This window comes from Pseudoalteromonas sp. APC 3355, assembly GCF_030407615.1.
In the GTDB taxonomy this organism is placed as follows: Bacteria; Pseudomonadota; Gammaproteobacteria; order Enterobacterales; family Alteromonadaceae; genus Pseudoalteromonas; species Pseudoalteromonas distincta.
Genome location: NZ_JASDDB010000002.1, coordinates 124782 through 141352 on the forward strand (window position 1 = coordinate 124782; position 16571 = coordinate 141352).

Below are 16571 nucleotides of genomic sequence, written 5' to 3' on the forward strand. Positions count from 1 at the left end.
CAACAAAGCTTAAGCATTAAAAAGCCGCCATAGCTGATATAGCGGCTTTTTATATACTCGTTTTATAGTTGCGATGTTTATACAATACTTTGCAGTCTGTTTGAGTAAAAACTGGTAAGCAAAACCATAAGTACTGCTTTAAACACGAATGTGAGTTTAGTTTAAACTTGCGTTATTATTTATTTGTATTAGCCAATCAGAGAACACTTTGAATTATTTAGCTCATCTTTATTTAGCGCAGCCCACAGCCGATTCTCACTTTGGGAACCTGTTGGGTGACTTTGGTGGAAAAAGACATGTAAAGCACTTACCAAACACAGTTAAAAATGGCCTCGATAACCATTATTTAGTTGATAAATTTACCGACTCTCACCGCGAAGTAAAACACGCTAAACAATACTTTTCACCTGAGCGTAAACGCTTTGCTGGTGTGGCTATTGATGTGGTGTTTGATCATTTTTTAATTGTGCATTGGCAGCGATTTAGCAAGCAACCTTTAAGTGATTTTAAGTACACCAGCTATCAGCTTTTGAATAATCGCATACCTGTTATGCCAGCGCGAATGCAGCACGTTGTAACAAGTATGACTAAAAACGATTGGTTTAAAGAGTACGAAACCGTTGAGGGAGTAGGGCTTGCGCTCGATAACATAGCCAAACGCATTCGTTTTACGAACACTTTTGCGGGCGCGGCTGATGATATAAAGCGTAACTACAATGAATTAGAAAACGTGTTTTTAACGTTTTTTCCGGAGCTGGTTAAGCATGTGAATGAGTTTAGTCTTGAAAGCACTTAAAAAAGTTAGATAAAGAACTTTATTTAAAGTTTTCATAAATTGTTAATCTTTTGTGATAAGTTAAGGTGAAAAAAACGCTACTCTAATACAAATTAATTTTTGAGTGTTTTTAATGAATCGCAATTACTTGGTTATTGTGGGCTTTGCCGTTTTATCGGCATTTCTATCTGGTTCTGTATTAGCTTTTGACTTCGACTTAAAATCGGTACGAACCACTATTTCAAACCCAAGCACTAGCCACGCGCTAATATACGACGACTTGGCTGGGAGTAATCAAAAAACACTGTTTTCGTTAGAGCCCATAAATAACCAGCGTGTGGGTGTGTTTTTTGATATTAACGACATTGAAATTGGTTACTCAGCCGATATTTTTGAAGATGATGTTGAAACAAAAACACAAGATATACTGCTCTCGTATAGAAAATTTAAAAATTCTAAAATCACATTTAACTATCAAACGCTTGAAGGGCTGCAAAGCACGGCTAGCAATTTAAGCAGCAATCAAACTGATCAAATTTTCTCGCAAAATACACGTTCAACCAAGTTTGAGCTATCTGGCCAACACAACTTTTATACCTTCAATAATAAAGCGTCTTTGTTTGAGCATTTTTTTCTTAATAGGCCAAAGCTAAGTAACAAATTTGATATGTCGTTAAGTATTGTTGGCGCGTGGTCTTTCAAGCATGTATCTCTTGAGAATAAAGATAATATTGTGTTTCAGGCTGATTTTTTAAATTCGTCTGCACCACAGGTCACTAAGTTAATTTCTAATTCGTACGGGGCGAGTATTGGCTCGCTTTTATCATTTTCGTTACCGCATAATGTTCACGTATTTGCTGAATACAAAGTAGGTAAAGGGCATATTCAAAACACAAACCCTGGGTTGGGGTTAAAAGATTCGGGCGCCGAAAAAGTTGAAGCATACGGCGGTGGAATTTCTTGGACTTCCGACAATAAAAAACTTATGGTCGTACTACGCGCGTGGGAGCAAACAGGCCGGCATATAGATACTTCTTTTGGTGATTTGTCAGTAATTAAGTTTTTTTAGTAATGATCACCGAAATAGTAAATTTACCAGGAATACTATGAGTAAGAATAACGCAGTACCTCAGGCTTATGTGAAGCAAGAGGAAGGTTACCGAATTAAAGCCTTAAGATTATACCCTTGGGTATGCGGGCGTTGTGCCCGTGAGTTTGAGTACTCTAATTTACGAGAGTTAACGGTGCATCATATAGATCATAACCATAGTAATAATCCAGAGGATGGCAGTAACTGGGAGTTATTGTGTATTTATTGCCACGACAATGAGCACAATAAATACCACGAACATATTATGTATGGCGGGTCGACTACAGAGCGAAAAGTTGAGGCTGCAACACATTCTCCATTTGCCGATTTAAAAGCGATGCTTAGTAAATCAAAGTAGCTTTAGAGAGAGCTATTTAACAAGAGCGAAGCATTTTGTGCCTCGCTCAAACTTGTCGCTAAATTTTAATCGCCTCAGTGGGCGTTGTTGATAATCCACTAAAATACTTCATTACTAATTGGCCTTGACTATCTTTTTCTATTACTAAGTAATTGTTTGAATTAGGATAGTAAAAGCTATTTTTAGACATCGTAATAAGTTTTGTTTTATCGCCACCGGTGCGCTTAGAGTACAAAACGTCATTTTCAAAAATTAGGCTGCGTAAGGTGTTTTTATCAATACGGTAATCACCCAATACGGGCGCTAACTGCTGCGCTGTTACATCTGCTTTTTTAAACTCGGGGAGCGCAATACCCAGTGCTTTGGCTGTGAGTTTTTCGTTGATAAAAATAGGGTTTATGTGGTTTGAATTAGCCAGTACTGCAACATATAGCTTTTGCTCTGGAATATAGCGTGCATGTGCTAAAAAGCCATTTATTCCGCCAGTGTGTTTAATTACGGTGTATTCATTCAAAGGCTTAATAATTAATCCGTAACCATAGGATGAAAAGCTGCCGTCGTTAAGTTTAAAAGGGCTGACCATCTTCTCATAACTTGCTTTACTAATAAGCTTGCCAGACGATAGTGCATTAAACCAAATGTTTAAGTCGGTTGGGGTAGATATAAGCGCACCTGCGGCATAAGGCCAATCCATATTAATGTAGCTGGTGTTGATAAATCCTTGCTCTGTTTGCTCATAGCCAGATGCGCGATGGGCAACAAGTTCTTGCCCTTCATAACTACTCTGGTTCATTTTTAGCTTTTTAAATATGTGTTGTTCAATAAAGTCTTTGTAAGACTGGCCACTTGCCACTTCAATTATTTTACCAAGCAGTGAATAGCCGGTATTTGAATAAGCCATCGCTTCGCCGGGTTTAAACACCATTGGGTGTTTGGCAAATCTCTTGAGTGTATCGTCAACGCTGGTGGGTACTTGTATTTCTTTATCAAAGAGATCGTCGTCATCTGTGTAGTTGGCCATGCCTGAGGTGTGGGTTAATAAGTTTTCGATTGTGACGAGGTTGCCTTCAGTAGGAAAGCTTGCAACATACTTATGAATATCATCGGTAACCGCTAGCTTACCTTGCTCTTGCAACATCATAATTGCAGCTGCAGTAAATTGTTTTGAAATAGAACCTAAACGTAAAACGCTTTGCTCATTAAGTGCAATGTTATGTTCGAGGTTGGCAAGCCCGCGCGCTCCTTTAAAAAGTACTTTGCCATTTTTGCTTATAATTACCGATACCCCAGGCTCGTTTTCAACTAGGCTCTCGTTAAGAATTTCCTGATACTGCGAGGCCGTCGGGTTTGCTTTTACAAGGCTGGGTGTTAATAGCAAGAGGGCTAACAAACAGCTAGCGTAAAATGGCTTAATCATATTCATCCTTTTAGTTTTTATACCAAACCTGTAAATAGGTTTAGCAATCCTTGTACTTATTAGTGAATTAATATTGCACAGCTAAAAAGTAAACACAATTATCAGATTTTATAGGGACTCAGTAATAGGTATAATCGCTGCGTTTATTGGTTTTATTATTTTCTTACAAGGAAGTTATTTATATGCCTGATATAACGGCTCTATTTTATATTGCGATTATGGCTTTTTATTTATTACACAAAAACGAAGAGGGCAAAATATTAGTGCCCATAATAGGTTTTGCTGCAATTCCTCTTTTTAGCAACGATTACTGGCTATGGTTTAAGGTAAGCGTAGGGTTAGGAATTTATGTATTGATGGTGGAAAAAGCTAAAGCAGGGTATACCGGTGGCGGGGCTGTTTCAGCATTTGCTATGTTTTTTATGGTGGCTTTTTTAGTTAGTATTATTATAAAAACTATTTTTTCTGTTGCTATTAATTTTAGTTTTTAAACCTCATGTTTATTTAGTCAAAACTAAATTATCTCTACTTTCTCGCGCATACTTGTGGTTTATTATTTTTAATAAACCACAAGTAGCCCTTTAATTTAAATTAATGAGTTAAAAACATTCCAACATTAGTGCCAAAAACTAGTGGCACTGTATCTTTACCTATTTTGCCAAATTTTATTGAGTTACCCATTACTTCTCCCGCTAATGGGTAGCCTTGCCATACAATATCACCTGTCTTTGTACTAACTTCAGAGATAAGACTTGATTGTGAATAATAATTATTGTCACTTGAGTTTGTGGTTATTAATACATTATCAGAATCAGGTAATTGTATTAGGCCTGTTACTTCACCATTAATTCGAGCTTTTAGTAATAGTTCTAAGTCTAATGAAAAAGTAACTAAATTACCCTGATATGAGTATTCAGGAGAAAAACATAAAACACTATCCGTTTGAGGTTGTGCATAAAGACTCTTACATTCCTCTGAGTTTACTGAACTGGAGCGCATGCTCAGTTTATTATTCTCAAAGGTAAGAGTTGTTAGGCTATCTCGAGTACTTAGTATTACTAATTTTTCCCCTAAAGTACTTGTTGTGGCAGTAATTGAGGTGATGGCACTGCTAGCTGTCCATGTAGCTAGAATATTATTGTTACTAATGTCGTGTACGGTAAGTGTTTCATATGTGGCTATTAATGCATCGTCATAGCCATCGTTATTAATATCAGTAACCTCTAAAGCATTATAATTAGAAGAGTCATCTTCTGTCGTTACTTGCCATTTAGAAATATCAGACTCTAATTCAATTACGTTTAGGGAAGGAGAGTAATTGCGAGTTCCAAATATAAATAATTCATCATAATTGTCTGAATCTATATCACCTATTGCTGCTAGGGCTGCTTCGAGAATATTTGATGAGCTATTATAATTAGGTGTAACTTCACCATCTTCATTCATAGTTAAGTATCGAGGGCGAATATAGCCACTATTTGTACTAGGAATTATATAAACTGCCGCCTCTTTTTCAGGGCTTATATTTGCCCACCCAGCTGCAATATAGGAATCGTATTGTGAAGGTGATTCTCTATTTGCGTTATGCCATAAAATTTCGGGATTTGGAGTAATACCAGCGACTACTAGTATATCTTTACCTGAACTGCTTAAGCCTGTCCCCCAAACAATTTCTTCTTTACCATCATTATTAATATCGCCAACAACCATCGCAGCGCTGCCATGATCTATAAGTGGCAGTGTCCACAGCTCTGCATGGGTATTATCAATAATATCGTAGGCGTGAACTTGACCCCATTGGCAGTCGCCAATTATTATCTCATCGGCTGGGTCGTTATCTATATTTGCTGTGGCTACAGAACAATTATCCTGATTATTAATAGTTAGGATTTGAGAGCGATCATTAGCATTCCATACTGTTATCGAATTCCATCCTTCAGTGCTAATGATCTCATCTATACCATCGCTATTTACGTCGCCCGTTGCCATAATTGGGCCAAAGCCGTCAGCGTTAAACCATTGACTGCTAGCACTTTGGATATCAAAAATTTCACCGTTTGAGAGTATTAATTCTAATGATGTGTCGCTATCGATATTGGCAACAGCTATTTCAATAGGAGAATCTCCCTCTAGAGAAAAGCTAAAAAGCTCTGTTTGAAAATTATTGTCGTAAACAACAGCTTCTTTAGCGCTATAGCTTTCACCAAAAATTACGATTAATTCGGATTCGCTATCACTATCAATATTTTTTACCATAAAATTGTGGATAGTTTTATTTGTCGAAAATACACTGCGAGGGGGCTGTGTAAAACCACTTACTTGATAGATATTATTATTTGTTCCTACAAAGGTATTGTTTGCGCCATTATCTTCTTTAAATACAGATAGGCGCATTTCATTCTGATTACCGCCAAAAGAGTATGGGTAGCTGTAAATTGATTCGAATCCATCGCTTTTTTGAGATATAACAGACAGTCCACCTAATTTATCAAGCACCAACATTTCGTTATTTTCATCGCCAATGAAGTTACCAATTTGCATACCGTTAGATATATGGGTGAGCTCAATATCCTTTCGCATTGTAGGTGCTTTAAAGTTTTGTATTGTTACATTTATTTCACTAACTAATGGCTCAAGGGTTCTATCAGATGTAAAAGCAAATTTAACCGTATTTTGTTGCGTTATCATAGGCAATAGTGGGGTCCATTTTACTTCCCCTTTGCTTGATACCGTCATTCCAGTGGGTCCGTATAATAACTCGACTGGGGTGTCTGACTCAGCATCTTTATTTACATTGAATGTAACTTCTTCGCCTGCTTTTGCTTCAGTAGGTGCGCTTGATAAAGACAACGTTATTGCTCTATCAAGTGTAAAAATAGCACTGCCGCCAGCGCCTGATTCATACCATTGCATTTGTTGTTCGTTAGGAAAACTAGCAAATAGCTCAAGGTTAGCCCCAACAATATAATCAAAAGAACTTTCACAGTCATACCCTTGATTTTGTTGCTCAAAGCTTAGGGTTAATGAGTGACGTTCACCGCTATCAACAGATGCATCAAATGAGTAGCTACCGGTTACATTCGACTGATTAGAATTGATTTCGAAACTACCATCTGTATTAAACTGAAATGTTTCTAAGCATTTATTTGGGTACTCGTAAAACCAAGTGGCACTAATTGATTTTGATGTTTCATTAACAGCAAGTACAGCGGAGTTTGGGGCGTCTTCACCCCCGCCACCGCCACCGCAACCGGAAATGAAGCTCGTTGATAAAAATATTACAGAGAGTAGCTTTCGCATTACATCTTCCTTAATCTGAGCTTTGGTAAGCCATATAAATAAACTGAAATATAAGATTAGCCATGACGCTGAGCATAACTAATGTATAAAAGTGAATGAATTGTGAATAAAAATAATCAGTAAATCTAGTTAAATCATAATTATTTGTAAACATAAGTAAATTGAACGACTGCTAAAGTGGTTGGTTTGAGATAATTAATAGTCGTACGGCTGTTGCGCATAGCCGGTACTAATTGAGCATCCAAAAAAAAGGCCGGTTACTACTTGGTAGTACGGCCTTTTAAAACTCTAGAATAGATTAGTAATTATAAAGTTTATTTTTTCTTTTCGCTTGGTGCTGGTTGGCCATAATTAGGTGAACGAGGTCCATATAATAAGCCGTTGTAAACATCTGAAGAAAGTAAGCGTGTTGAAGTCATTGCTGCGATTTCAAAGCCTTTATCGGTTACCGTTTCAGCAATTTGATTGATTGCTGCAATAACAAGCATACCTACAAGGCCACCACCGCCATTACTTTGTTGTTCAGCTGAAGAGGCTCTTGCTTTGCCTTGCCATAATTGCTCGCCAGTGCGTAAATCAACTAGTGAGGCTGACACAGTTACAGCTGTTTCGCTAGAAATTACAACATAGCTAGTGCCGTATTCTTCAATAGTGATGTAAAGCGCAGAGTCTGCACCAAAAATTTCATGTAATTTATTCGCCGGTACTTGGTGTACGTCGCTTGCAACAGTGAGGCCATTACCTTTAAAGGTTTGATCAACTAAAGCTACAGGAAAAACATAAAAACCCGACTCAGCTATAGGCGCGACCATTTGAGTCATCACACTGTATGGTGCAATTACTTCAGGTGTATTATTTAGCGGAGGTAAAATAATAACTGAGTGAGGGTCTGCTTGTTTAAATGCTGTGTAGTCATGTGCTGGTGGAGGTGAAACACAACCAGCGAGTAATGCGACTAATGCGATCGCTGTGTATGATTTTAAATTAAGCATATTAAGCGCCTTTCGCAGATTTTAGAAGGAAGTCGATGTAATGAACTGATTCTGGGAAAAGTGATTTCTCAGTTTCGAAGTGAGTAGTGCCTAATGAAGGATTACCCGTTTCAAAGTACAGCATACCTAGGTGAGCATGTAGGCCAGGTGCAACATTCTTACTTTTGTTTGCGGCATCGGCAATAATTTGCTCAAGCATACTAATTTGCTCTTCGGCTGTTACGTCATCTGCTTTTAAATAGGCGTATACGGCAGTGCTATAGTCACCGTAATAGTAAATAGGTTCTTTCGTTGAGTTACAACCCGTTAGGGCTATACAAACAAATGCTAAGGTAATTAGCTTTTTCATTATTTATTGCCCCATTGGCCAGCTTCAAGACCAGTAACTAACTTGTTAACGACTTCGCGAATAGCTAGGTCAAGTACTTTGCCATTTAATGTGGCATCGTATGAAGCTGTGCTACCAAAACCAATAACTTCACGTTCTGATAGGCTGTATTCACCAGCCCCTTGCACTGAATAAATAACTTCTGACGTAGTAACATCAACAACATTAAGCGTTACTTTAGCATAAGCAATTTGCGATTTACCTTTACCCAATAAACCAAAAAGCTGGCGATCACCAATGGCTTTACGGCCAAACTCTGTTACATCACCAGTTACAACAAATTTAGCACCGCTAAGAACTTGTTTTGTACCTGTTAACTTTGCTTCTTCTGCAAGGGCTGCCATATTGTCGCGATCAAGCACACTAAAGCGATTTGTTTGTTGTAAGTGGCTCATTAGTGTTGTTTTTGCTTGGCTGCCTAAACGGTCTTGGCCTGATGAAAATATACCATTTTGAAAGCTCGAACGGTTTACAAACTGACCTACGACTAGTTTGCTTTTTGTACCTGAGTAGGTTGTGTTATAGCTAGCAACAGTTGGTGTTTCTACTACTTTTGATGATGTTGTAGCACACCCAGCTAAAGACGAAGCTGTAATTGCAGCGATTACAATTGTTTTAATGTGGCTTTGGTTAATTCGCATAAATTTTTGTCCATATAGATAATTGCAGAAGTTTTTATTGATAGGCGCTTGATTTTTATACTTATAAGTCAATTACTTATTTCAAGAGTCCATTCAACTTACTTTATAAACAAAAGTCGATGTAAATACAATGTTATTTATGTTTTATACAGATGCACACAATAAAAAAGAATAAGTTTTTTGTAATAACAATGCTAATTCATTAGTTTTTAAATTATTGAAAGCCTTTTTCTATAGTTGATATACAAGGACATTTATTGCGCGCTGAGTTGTTAATTAGTAATTTTATTCAATTAACTTTAATTTTTAAAACCAATCGGCTGCAACTTGTAGTGGAGTAGGGTCGCCTTTTTTAGATACCCAAAACACTAAGGCTTGCTTTGTTGGCGATATTTTTTTAGCGCGAGGCATGGTTAAGTCAGTTAATGATAATTGCTGCTCGGTCTGCATGTCACTTTGCTCGTAGCCAATAACAACAAAGTCGTGTTTTAACTTATGGCCTGCGTTTTCGCCGCTGTGTATTTGTGTTTCTATGCCAAAGCCTAGCAGAGCTACATGGGCTATTAAGTTTTGGTTAGTATTATCTTCGGTATTAACAGTATCGTATTCGAGATTAATTTTACTGTTGTTTATAGTCGCTTTTAAATTACCTAAATAACGGGCTTTAGCTACAGGAATAGCTTGTTTATAAAACCAACCTTGCCACCCTTTGCCGTTAACCATAAATCCTGGAGTAGCTACAATCCTACTTTTACCAAGTGCCTTATAAGTGCGTTGTGTTTTACTAAAAACAGCAGAGGCAAACGGGTCTTTCCATCCTAAATAATCCCAATAAGTAACATGAAAATTAATAGGGATTAAATCAGTCCATAGTTTTTCATCATCTGTAAACGTTGAAATCCAGCGCTCTGCTGGTGGGCAGCTACTGCAACCTTGCGATGTGTAAAGCTCTAAAAAGGTAGTCGGATTAGCTGTACTGGAAATAGTTACTTGCTCAGCAGCTTGGCTTTGAAAGCAAAAAATTATTAACCCAACAAGTGAGATTAAAAATGGACGGGATATTGCTTTAAAAGGCATGTTACTTCTCGCAAAGGCTGATATTGCATTCAGCATAAATGATATTTACGAATGAAGTATCACGAAATACTCACAATTAAATCACGTTTTAACTGTGTATTTTATTTAGCTGCTCAATTATTGAAATACTTTACATGACTAAATTTTATTTTTAGGAAATATTATACTTAATTTGATGGTTTGTTAGTTAAAAGCGTCAACCTTTAGTGTGTAAGTGTTTTTTTTATATAGAGGTTATCAAATTTTGAGTTTTTATTTAGTTATTGGCAATAAAAGTTGCGATATTTATCAAGGCTATATTTACCTAATAAATATTATGCTAATTAGTTTTTTAGCCTTTTTTATCTAGAAATAAGGGGGGAGTGAGTTGTTTTAGGAAGTATCGCTTCGTTTTATTATTTTAATTAAGTTAATTATTTGTGTTTTATTTTTTTATTGTTCTGATAAGTGGTACGGTATTGTGTTGCTTAAGTTGCTATCCTGTTGTTTTATTTGGTTTTTAATTGTTGCCTTTAAGTGTCATTTAGTTAAAATAAGGTTTCAGTATAACTTTTTATTGGGTCAAAACACCCGATTTTAGTTTAAACGGATGTTTGATTTACTAAAAATCAGTAAATTTCAAAAGGATTTATTAAATGAAAAAGACAAAGTGCTTTGCATTGTGTTTAATCGCAACCTCTATTTTAACTGCGTGTGGCAGTGATAAAGACCCATCTAGTACTAGTGAAACACCTAAAGTAGTAGCCAATACAGCACCTTCAGTAAATGCAGGAGCTGACCTTATCGTAGATGAAAATCAATCTATTTCATTTACAGGAACAGCTGAAGACTCAACCGGTACAATAGCAAGCTATGCATGGCAGCAAACCTCTGGGATTGATTTAGAGCTTAGCGGCTTAGATACAAACACCCTTTCTTTTACAGCGCCAGAAGTAGATGAAGAGCAAGTTGTTGTATTTGAATTAGTTGCTACTGATGATGGTGGTTTGACTGCATCTGACTCTATTTCAATTACTATTAAAAATGTACTAGTAGAACCAACATTGAGCTTAAACGAAAGAGTCACTGTTGAAGAAAATACAGAAGTAGAAATTACAAGCATAGCAGAAGATTCTAATGGCTCAATAGTGTCGTATGCTTGGCAACAAACTGACGGCATTATCATTGAAATTGATAACTTAACTAATGATTCTTTAAAATTTATTGCTCCAGAAGTTGATTTTGATACAACGTTAACTTTTGACTTAACAGTGACTGATAATGATGGTCAAACAGCTACAAGTAGTGTTTTTGTTGATGTGACTAATGTTGCCGCAAGTGTTATGTCTATACCTGGTGGTAGTGAAAATATTGTTATAGATGGGCAAACCGTTGAAGCAGCGCTGAATGAAGTATTAGTACATTTAAACGATGATGTTACAGAAGCTGAATTAGAAGCTGTTTTTGATGAGATTAGTAATAATGATGCTGGAATCGCAAGTTTTGATGATGCATTAAAAGTATTACAGATAAGAGTTAGAGAAGGCGCTTCTGAAAATAGCTTGATAACAAAAATTGGGGAAATGGGCGGCGTTAGGCATGCAGGTTTAAATACTGTTATAGAGTCAAAAAACTTAAGTCTGATTAGTAATTATAATCATGTAATCAAAAATAAAAACACTGTAATACAATATATTGCAGAGGAAAGCACTGATGAGCCTCTTTTTTCTGGAGATTATTGGGTTAAAGCTGTAGCCGCAGATAAAGCATGGGATGCATTACAAGAACGTACTTTAGCGCCAGTGACATTAGGTGTTGTTGATACCGGTATAGGTGCAGGACAAATTAGCATTGAAAGTTCTCGCTTAACTCGTCTTCGCGCACAAGAGAATGGCCAATTTGGTGTTGTTGAAGGTGATGATACAGAAACTGATAGTTCTCATGGGTTGTGGGTATCTAGCTTTATTGCAGGACATAACACGAGTGAAGGCATTGCTGTGTATGGTGTTGATCACAGTGCCAACTTAATACATACCGATATTTATGTTAAGCGTTGTAAGGATGGATCAACTACTGAAGAGTGTTCATCTGAATCTCCTATTAAAACTTATATAACAGATTTAATAGCAGGAACTAAGGCGACTATAGATAGCGGTGCGAGCATTGTAAATATATCTTGGGGTGATACAAGCACTTGTGCTGACGACTCACAAGTTAGATTAAAAAGTAATAGAAATTGGCGTCTACAACAAACTAACTTAGTGGAATACGCAAAAGAAAAAGATGTATTACTAGTTTATTCGGCTGGTAATAACTGTGAAAAAAATGATGATCAACTTTTAGTTGATATCAATGATATCGCCCAAGATGCTTGGCAAACAAATACATTGATTGTAGCGGCAACAGATGCAGATGATAAAGAAACTGATTTTACACGTATGGGTAACGTCGTAAATATTGCGGCTCCTGGTGATCAAATGGGGTGGGGGAATACTGATGGTAGCTTAGGCGTAGGTACATCATTTTCAGCTGCTTTAGTAACAGGCTCTGCAGGGATTGTGAAAGGAATTAATAGTTCATTAAAAGCAGCGGAGATTAAAGATATTTTAGTTGCTACATCTTCTAATTTAACGCTTTCTGAAGAGTCAAAAGCTCTAGGCACAACCGGTCCTACGCAGTTACTAAATATTCACTCTGCAATACAAACAGCCGATTTAACTGTTGATTCTGTTTTAGATGTTAAGGCTCCAATTGCTTTACCTAAAGGGGATAAAACTACTTCGCAGTTAAGCTTTACCTTACCTGAAACTACTGTGACAGCAATTGATGTCATGTTTTTAATTGATGTTAGCGGTAGTTATACTGATGATATAGCCAGCTTAAAAGAGCAAGCTGACAATATATTAGAAAACTTATCTGGTCGTGGAATTAATGTTGCTTTTGGGGTTTCTGCTTTCTCAGACTTTCCTATTGATGGATACGGCCATGAATACGATGGTGATGAAGCGTTCTATTTATTACAGTCGGTGACTACAGATATAGATGCCGCAAAAACAGGAATCAATAATTTAACCATTTATTCAGGTAATGATTATCAAGAATCACAGTTAGAAGGTTTGTACCAAGCTGTAACTGGAGCTGGTAGAGATATAGACAACGATGGAAATTATACTAGTTTAGGTGATATTGAACCTATGAATATTGGTTGGCGTGAAGGTGCTTTAAAAGTTATTTTATTAGCGACAGACGCGCCATTTCATGATTCAGATATAGATGAGAATTACCCGGGTGCGGGCAAAACTGAGGTCATCAATGTATTACAAGAAAAAGGTGTGACTGTATTTGGATTGCAAAGCGGCTCAATTGGCTTAGCTACAGATGATTTAGATTCAATTGTGTTAGCTACCAAAGGACAAACATTTTTATTGTCGTATGATAGTAACGAAATTGCAGCGGCTATTTCTTCAGCTCTTGATGAGGCTTTAAAAGAAATCGATCTCTCAATTGAAGTGATTTCAGGAGAGCAGTGGGTTGAAACTATTACCCCTGTATTAATTGAGAACGTTAAACCAAATGAAGAAGTGACCTTTGAAATTAATTTGAAAGGGATTAAAAATGCCTCTCTTGAGGAATTAAATTACGAAGTGATACTTTGGATAAGAGGTGATGGTAGCGCAGTTGTAAGAAGGGTTGTAATTCCTATTACAGTTCCAACTTTAGCCGATTAATTTAGACAAAATTAAATGATTAATAAAGCCGATATTGAGCGTTGCTCAATATCGGCTTTTTATTTAATGGGCCAAATATGAGTAGTGCTAATACTTGCCATACTTTTAGTTTGTTGCTTCTGCAATTGATTTTTAAGCATATTACTTCTTACAAAAGTTTATTTTTTCTTTAGCATAAGTGATTTTTACGATTGAAGTATCACGAAATACTCACAATTAAATCACGTTTTAACTGTGTATTTTACTTAGTTAAAACTTAATTTGAACACCCGCTCAAGTTGTGCTTTAATCATTGCTCAATTATTGAGGAACTTTACATGATTAAATTTTATTTTCACCATACTCCTAACCCAATGAAGGTTGCGCTCTTTTTAGAAGAAACAGGCTTACCGTTTGAACTTGTTCCTCTTGATACTTTAAAAGGTGAGCAACATACACCTGAATTTAAAGCAATTAATCCAAACGCTAAAGCGCCAGCAATTGTTGATGGTGAAACGCGTGTGTTCGATTCGAATGCTATTTTAATGTACCTTTCTGAAAAGTATGGGAAGCTTGAAGGCAAGAGCGATGACCGCGCAGAAATGCTGTCGTGGTTAATGTTTATCGCATCGGGTTTAGGTCCATATTCAGGGCAAAGTGTTCACTTTAGACACATGGCGCCAGAAGGGCTTGATTACGCGGTTAATCGTTATTTACGTGAAGCGCAGCGCCATTACGAAGTACTTGATACTCACCTTGAAGGTCGTGACTTTATTGTGGGTGATACATATACCATTGCTGATGTATCTGCATGGGGCTGGATTGATAAAGCAACGGTTGTATTAGGTGAAGAGGGTTTAGCACCGTACCCAAATCTTAAGCGTTGGTTTGAAAGCATTGATAGCCGCCCAGCGGTTGCACGCGCACGCGCAATTGGTACTGATATAGCCTTTAAAAAAGAGTTTGATGAAGACGCTAAAAAAGCGTTTTTCCCATCAAATTACCCAAAAGTATAAAAAGTACTTAATGCTAAACAGCAGATCAGTTAGCTGATCTGCTTATTGTATTTTATTGCTGTGTGAGCGGTTCTTTATTTTCGTCTGACTTAAACAAGCTAACTTCTTGTATATGCAGGCTTACGCTATTTCTTTTTAGGGCGATGTATAAGTCTGAGTGAATATATATACCTTCTTTTCCAGACTTCATTCCTGCAATATCAAACCACGAAAGTAACTGGCGTTTTCTACCTGCAAGCTCAAGCCTTATATCACGCTTTTTAAATATAACGTCGAGATCTGCAAGCATGGCCATTACACTTAAATCTAAGTGAGTAAAGCAGGGCACAGCGTCAATTATTACACATTGGGTGTCGTCTTTTTGTCTTGCGTATTGCTCAAGTAATCTGCGTTTAAAGTAGCTGGCATTAAAGTAAGTTAAAGGTGAATTAAAGCGGTAAATAAAAACGCCTTGCACCGCTTTTGCTTTATCTGTGGCGTCTAAACTTCTTACTACACCGTTAACATCTACGCCGAGTATATTGTCGGTTGGGCGCATTACAGTGCGAATAAATTGAAATAACCCCAGTAATACAGCAAGTGTGATCCCTGGTATAACGCCAATAAATAACACCGCAAGTAAGGTGGCTGAGGCGAGATAAAATGCCTGTTTGTCTTTTCGTTTTAATTGCCAAACAGCTTTTAAATCGAGTAAGTGTACAGAGGCAATAATAAGTACAATACCTAGCGCTGCGCTTGGAATAAATTCAAGTGGGGCTGTTAAAAATACAGCTATGAGCGCAATAATGGCCGCTGCTATTATTGATACTAACTGTGTTTTACCACCTGCTGCATCGTTAACAGCGGTGCGTGAGTCGGCGCCACTGACGGCAAAACCTTGCGAAAGAGCTGACGCTATATTGGCAATACCTAACGCTCTAAATTCTTTATCGGCGTCTATGTCGTAGCCATTTTTAGCAGCAAAGCTGCGGGCAGTTAGCATCATACTAACAAAGCTCACGATGGCTAAGTTAAGTGCGGGTACCACTAGCTCACGAATAATCCCTAAATCAAAAACAGGGGTATTAAAAACGGGAAGCCCGCCAGTTACGGTGCCAATGGTTTTTATATCAAATTGTTTTAAATCAAAAATCCATACCAAAAGCGCACCAAAAGCAATAGCAAACATAGATGCAGGCCACGTGGGTCTTATGCGCTTCATGGCAAAGTAAACCGCCAGTGTAAATAAAGCCATTAATAAGGTGGGAACGTGTGTTTTCGCTAGGTATGTGGGCACACCACCGAGGCGTTCAAGTAAGTAGCGCTCATCAAAAGTAAAACCAAATACTTTAGAAAATTGACCAACAATAATAGTGATGGCTACGCCGTTTAGTAAGCCTATTAAAATAGGTTTAGATAAAAAGTCGGCTAATACACCTAACTTAAATTTACTGGCTATAAAGCACCAAAAGCCGGTCATAGCGGTCATGGTGACAACAAGTTGCCAATGCTTAAAGCTGTCACCTGCAGCAAGAGGTGTTACTACAGCGGCGATAACGGCGCAGGTTGCGGCATCAGGGCCGACTATTAATTGTTTTGAAGTACCAAAAAGTGCATATAGCATCATTGGCAGTATGCAAGAATATAACCCTACGGCGGCGTTAACACCGGTTAGTTGTGCGTAAGCAATGGCAACAGGTAAAGCCACTGCAGCTACTGATAGCGCCGCCCTTACATCATCAGCAAACCATTGGCGTTCATAGTGCAGCAATGTATTTAAACCGGGCATAAAATTATATAAACGCGACAGCACTTTAGTTTTCCTGCTAATAGTTACAACGTTTTGATAGTA

Annotated in this window: 13 protein-coding genes; 6 read left to right on the plus strand and 7 right to left on the minus strand. The window is 37.4% G+C overall.

Features of this window, described 5'->3' with window-relative positions; translation table 11 throughout:
* Nucleotides 1-208 precede the first annotated feature (208 nt).
* From QMA08_RS03845 to QMA08_RS03855, 3 genes are all read left to right on the plus strand, one after another.
* Entirely contained in the window at nucleotides 209-796 is a 588-nt protein-coding gene (locus QMA08_RS03845; protein ID WP_290173737.1) for an acyl carrier protein phosphodiesterase, read from the plus strand.
* A 112-nt stretch (nucleotides 797-908) separates the two neighbouring features.
* The gene (locus QMA08_RS03850; RefSeq protein WP_002958046.1) at nucleotides 909-1844 is read left to right on the plus strand and encodes a hypothetical protein; all 936 of its coding nucleotides are present in this window, start codon (nucleotides 909-911) and stop codon (nucleotides 1842-1844) included.
* A 37-nt stretch (nucleotides 1845-1881) separates the two neighbouring features.
* A complete protein-coding gene (locus QMA08_RS03855; protein ID WP_024596327.1) occupies nucleotides 1882-2223 on the plus strand; it encodes a YajD family HNH nuclease in 342 nt (113 codons plus the stop codon).
* 58 nt (nucleotides 2224-2281) lie between these two features.
* On the opposite strand, the gene QMA08_RS03860 is transcribed toward QMA08_RS03855, so the two are convergent.
* Nucleotides 2282-3640 carry a serine hydrolase domain-containing protein gene (locus tag QMA08_RS03860; RefSeq protein ID WP_290173738.1) on the minus strand — a complete coding sequence of 453 codons (1359 nt, stop codon included), beginning with the start codon at nucleotides 3638-3640 and terminating at the stop codon, nucleotides 2282-2284.
* Nucleotides 3641-3786: 146 nt separating this feature from the next.
* Between QMA08_RS03860 and QMA08_RS03865 the strand changes: the two genes are divergently transcribed.
* Entirely contained in the window at nucleotides 3787-4131 is a 345-nt protein-coding gene (locus QMA08_RS03865) for a hypothetical protein (protein ID WP_244958612.1), read from the plus strand.
* A 100-nt stretch (nucleotides 4132-4231) separates the two neighbouring features.
* On the opposite strand, the gene QMA08_RS03870 is transcribed toward QMA08_RS03865, so the two are convergent.
* The 5 genes from QMA08_RS03870 to QMA08_RS03890 all read right to left on the minus strand — a co-directional run bounded on the left by QMA08_RS03870 (nucleotide 4232) and on the right by QMA08_RS03890 (nucleotide 10038).
* Complete coding sequence (locus QMA08_RS03870) at nucleotides 4232-6940, minus strand: VCBS repeat-containing protein (RefSeq protein ID WP_290173739.1); 2709 nt, start codon at nucleotides 6938-6940, stop codon at nucleotides 4232-4234.
* A 314-nt stretch (nucleotides 6941-7254) separates the two neighbouring features.
* Nucleotides 7255-7932, minus strand: coding sequence for a DUF799 domain-containing protein (locus QMA08_RS03875; protein WP_165743139.1), 678 nt, complete (start codon nucleotides 7930-7932; stop codon nucleotides 7255-7257).
* Between the two features lies 1 nt (nucleotide 7933).
* Nucleotides 7934-8281 carry a DUF4810 domain-containing protein gene (locus tag QMA08_RS03880; protein WP_008165258.1) on the minus strand — a complete coding sequence of 116 codons (348 nt, stop codon included), beginning with the start codon at nucleotides 8279-8281 and terminating at the stop codon, nucleotides 7934-7936.
* Nucleotides 8281-8961: a CsgG/HfaB family protein gene (locus QMA08_RS03885; RefSeq protein ID WP_008165259.1), complete on the minus strand. Its 681-nt coding sequence runs from the start codon at nucleotides 8959-8961 to the stop codon at nucleotides 8281-8283. The genes QMA08_RS03880 and QMA08_RS03885 overlap by 1 nt, the downstream gene beginning before the upstream one ends.
* 306 nt (nucleotides 8962-9267) lie before the next feature.
* Nucleotides 9268-10038, minus strand: a complete 771-nt coding sequence (locus QMA08_RS03890) for a DUF1223 domain-containing protein (RefSeq protein ID WP_290173740.1) — start codon at nucleotides 10036-10038, stop codon at nucleotides 9268-9270.
* Nucleotides 10039-10673: 635 nt separating this feature from the next.
* On the opposite strand from QMA08_RS03890, the gene QMA08_RS03895 reads away from it, so the two are divergent.
* Nucleotides 10674-13745, plus strand: coding sequence for a S8 family serine peptidase (locus QMA08_RS03895; RefSeq protein ID WP_290173741.1), 3072 nt, complete (start codon nucleotides 10674-10676; stop codon nucleotides 13743-13745).
* Between the two features lie 317 nt (nucleotides 13746-14062).
* Nucleotides 14063-14740 (plus strand): glutathione S-transferase family protein, encoded by a 678-nt coding sequence (locus QMA08_RS03900; protein ID WP_278382790.1) that lies wholly within the window; start codon nucleotides 14063-14065, stop codon nucleotides 14738-14740.
* A gap of 52 nt (nucleotides 14741-14792) precedes the next feature.
* Here the strand turns inward: QMA08_RS03900 and QMA08_RS03905 are convergent, their stop codons facing one another.
* On the minus strand, nucleotides 14793-16532 hold the full coding sequence (locus QMA08_RS03905; RefSeq protein ID WP_290173742.1) for a SulP family inorganic anion transporter: 1740 nt from the start codon (nucleotides 16530-16532) through the stop codon (nucleotides 14793-14795).
* Nucleotides 16533-16571 lie beyond the last annotated feature (39 nt).

Coding starts and splice junctions, on each gene's coding strand:
- QMA08_RS03850 (WP_002958046.1), top strand. CDS start 909: ATGAATCGCAATTACTTGGTTATTGTGGGCTTTGCCGTTTTATCGGCA.
- QMA08_RS03855 (WP_024596327.1), top strand. CDS start 1,882: ATGAGTAAGAATAACGCAGTACCTCAGGCTTATGTGAAGCAAGAGGAA.
- QMA08_RS03860 (WP_290173738.1), bottom strand. CDS start 3,640: ATGATTAAGCCATTTTACGCTAGCTGTTTGTTAGCCCTCTTGCTATTA.
- QMA08_RS03870 (WP_290173739.1), bottom strand. CDS start 6,940: ATGCGAAAGCTACTCTCTGTAATATTTTTATCAACGAGCTTCATTTCC.
- QMA08_RS03875 (WP_165743139.1), bottom strand. CDS start 7,932: ATGCTTAATTTAAAATCATACACAGCGATCGCATTAGTCGCATTACTC.
- QMA08_RS03880 (WP_008165258.1), bottom strand. CDS start 8,281: ATGAAAAAGCTAATTACCTTAGCATTTGTTTGTATAGCCCTAACGGGT.
- QMA08_RS03885 (WP_008165259.1), bottom strand. CDS start 8,961: ATGCGAATTAACCAAAGCCACATTAAAACAATTGTAATCGCTGCAATT.
- QMA08_RS03890 (WP_290173740.1), bottom strand. CDS start 10,038: ATGCCTTTTAAAGCAATATCCCGTCCATTTTTAATCTCACTTGTTGGG.
- QMA08_RS03895 (WP_290173741.1), top strand. CDS start 10,674: ATGAAAAAGACAAAGTGCTTTGCATTGTGTTTAATCGCAACCTCTATT.
- QMA08_RS03900 (WP_278382790.1), top strand. CDS start 14,063: ATGATTAAATTTTATTTTCACCATACTCCTAACCCAATGAAGGTTGCG.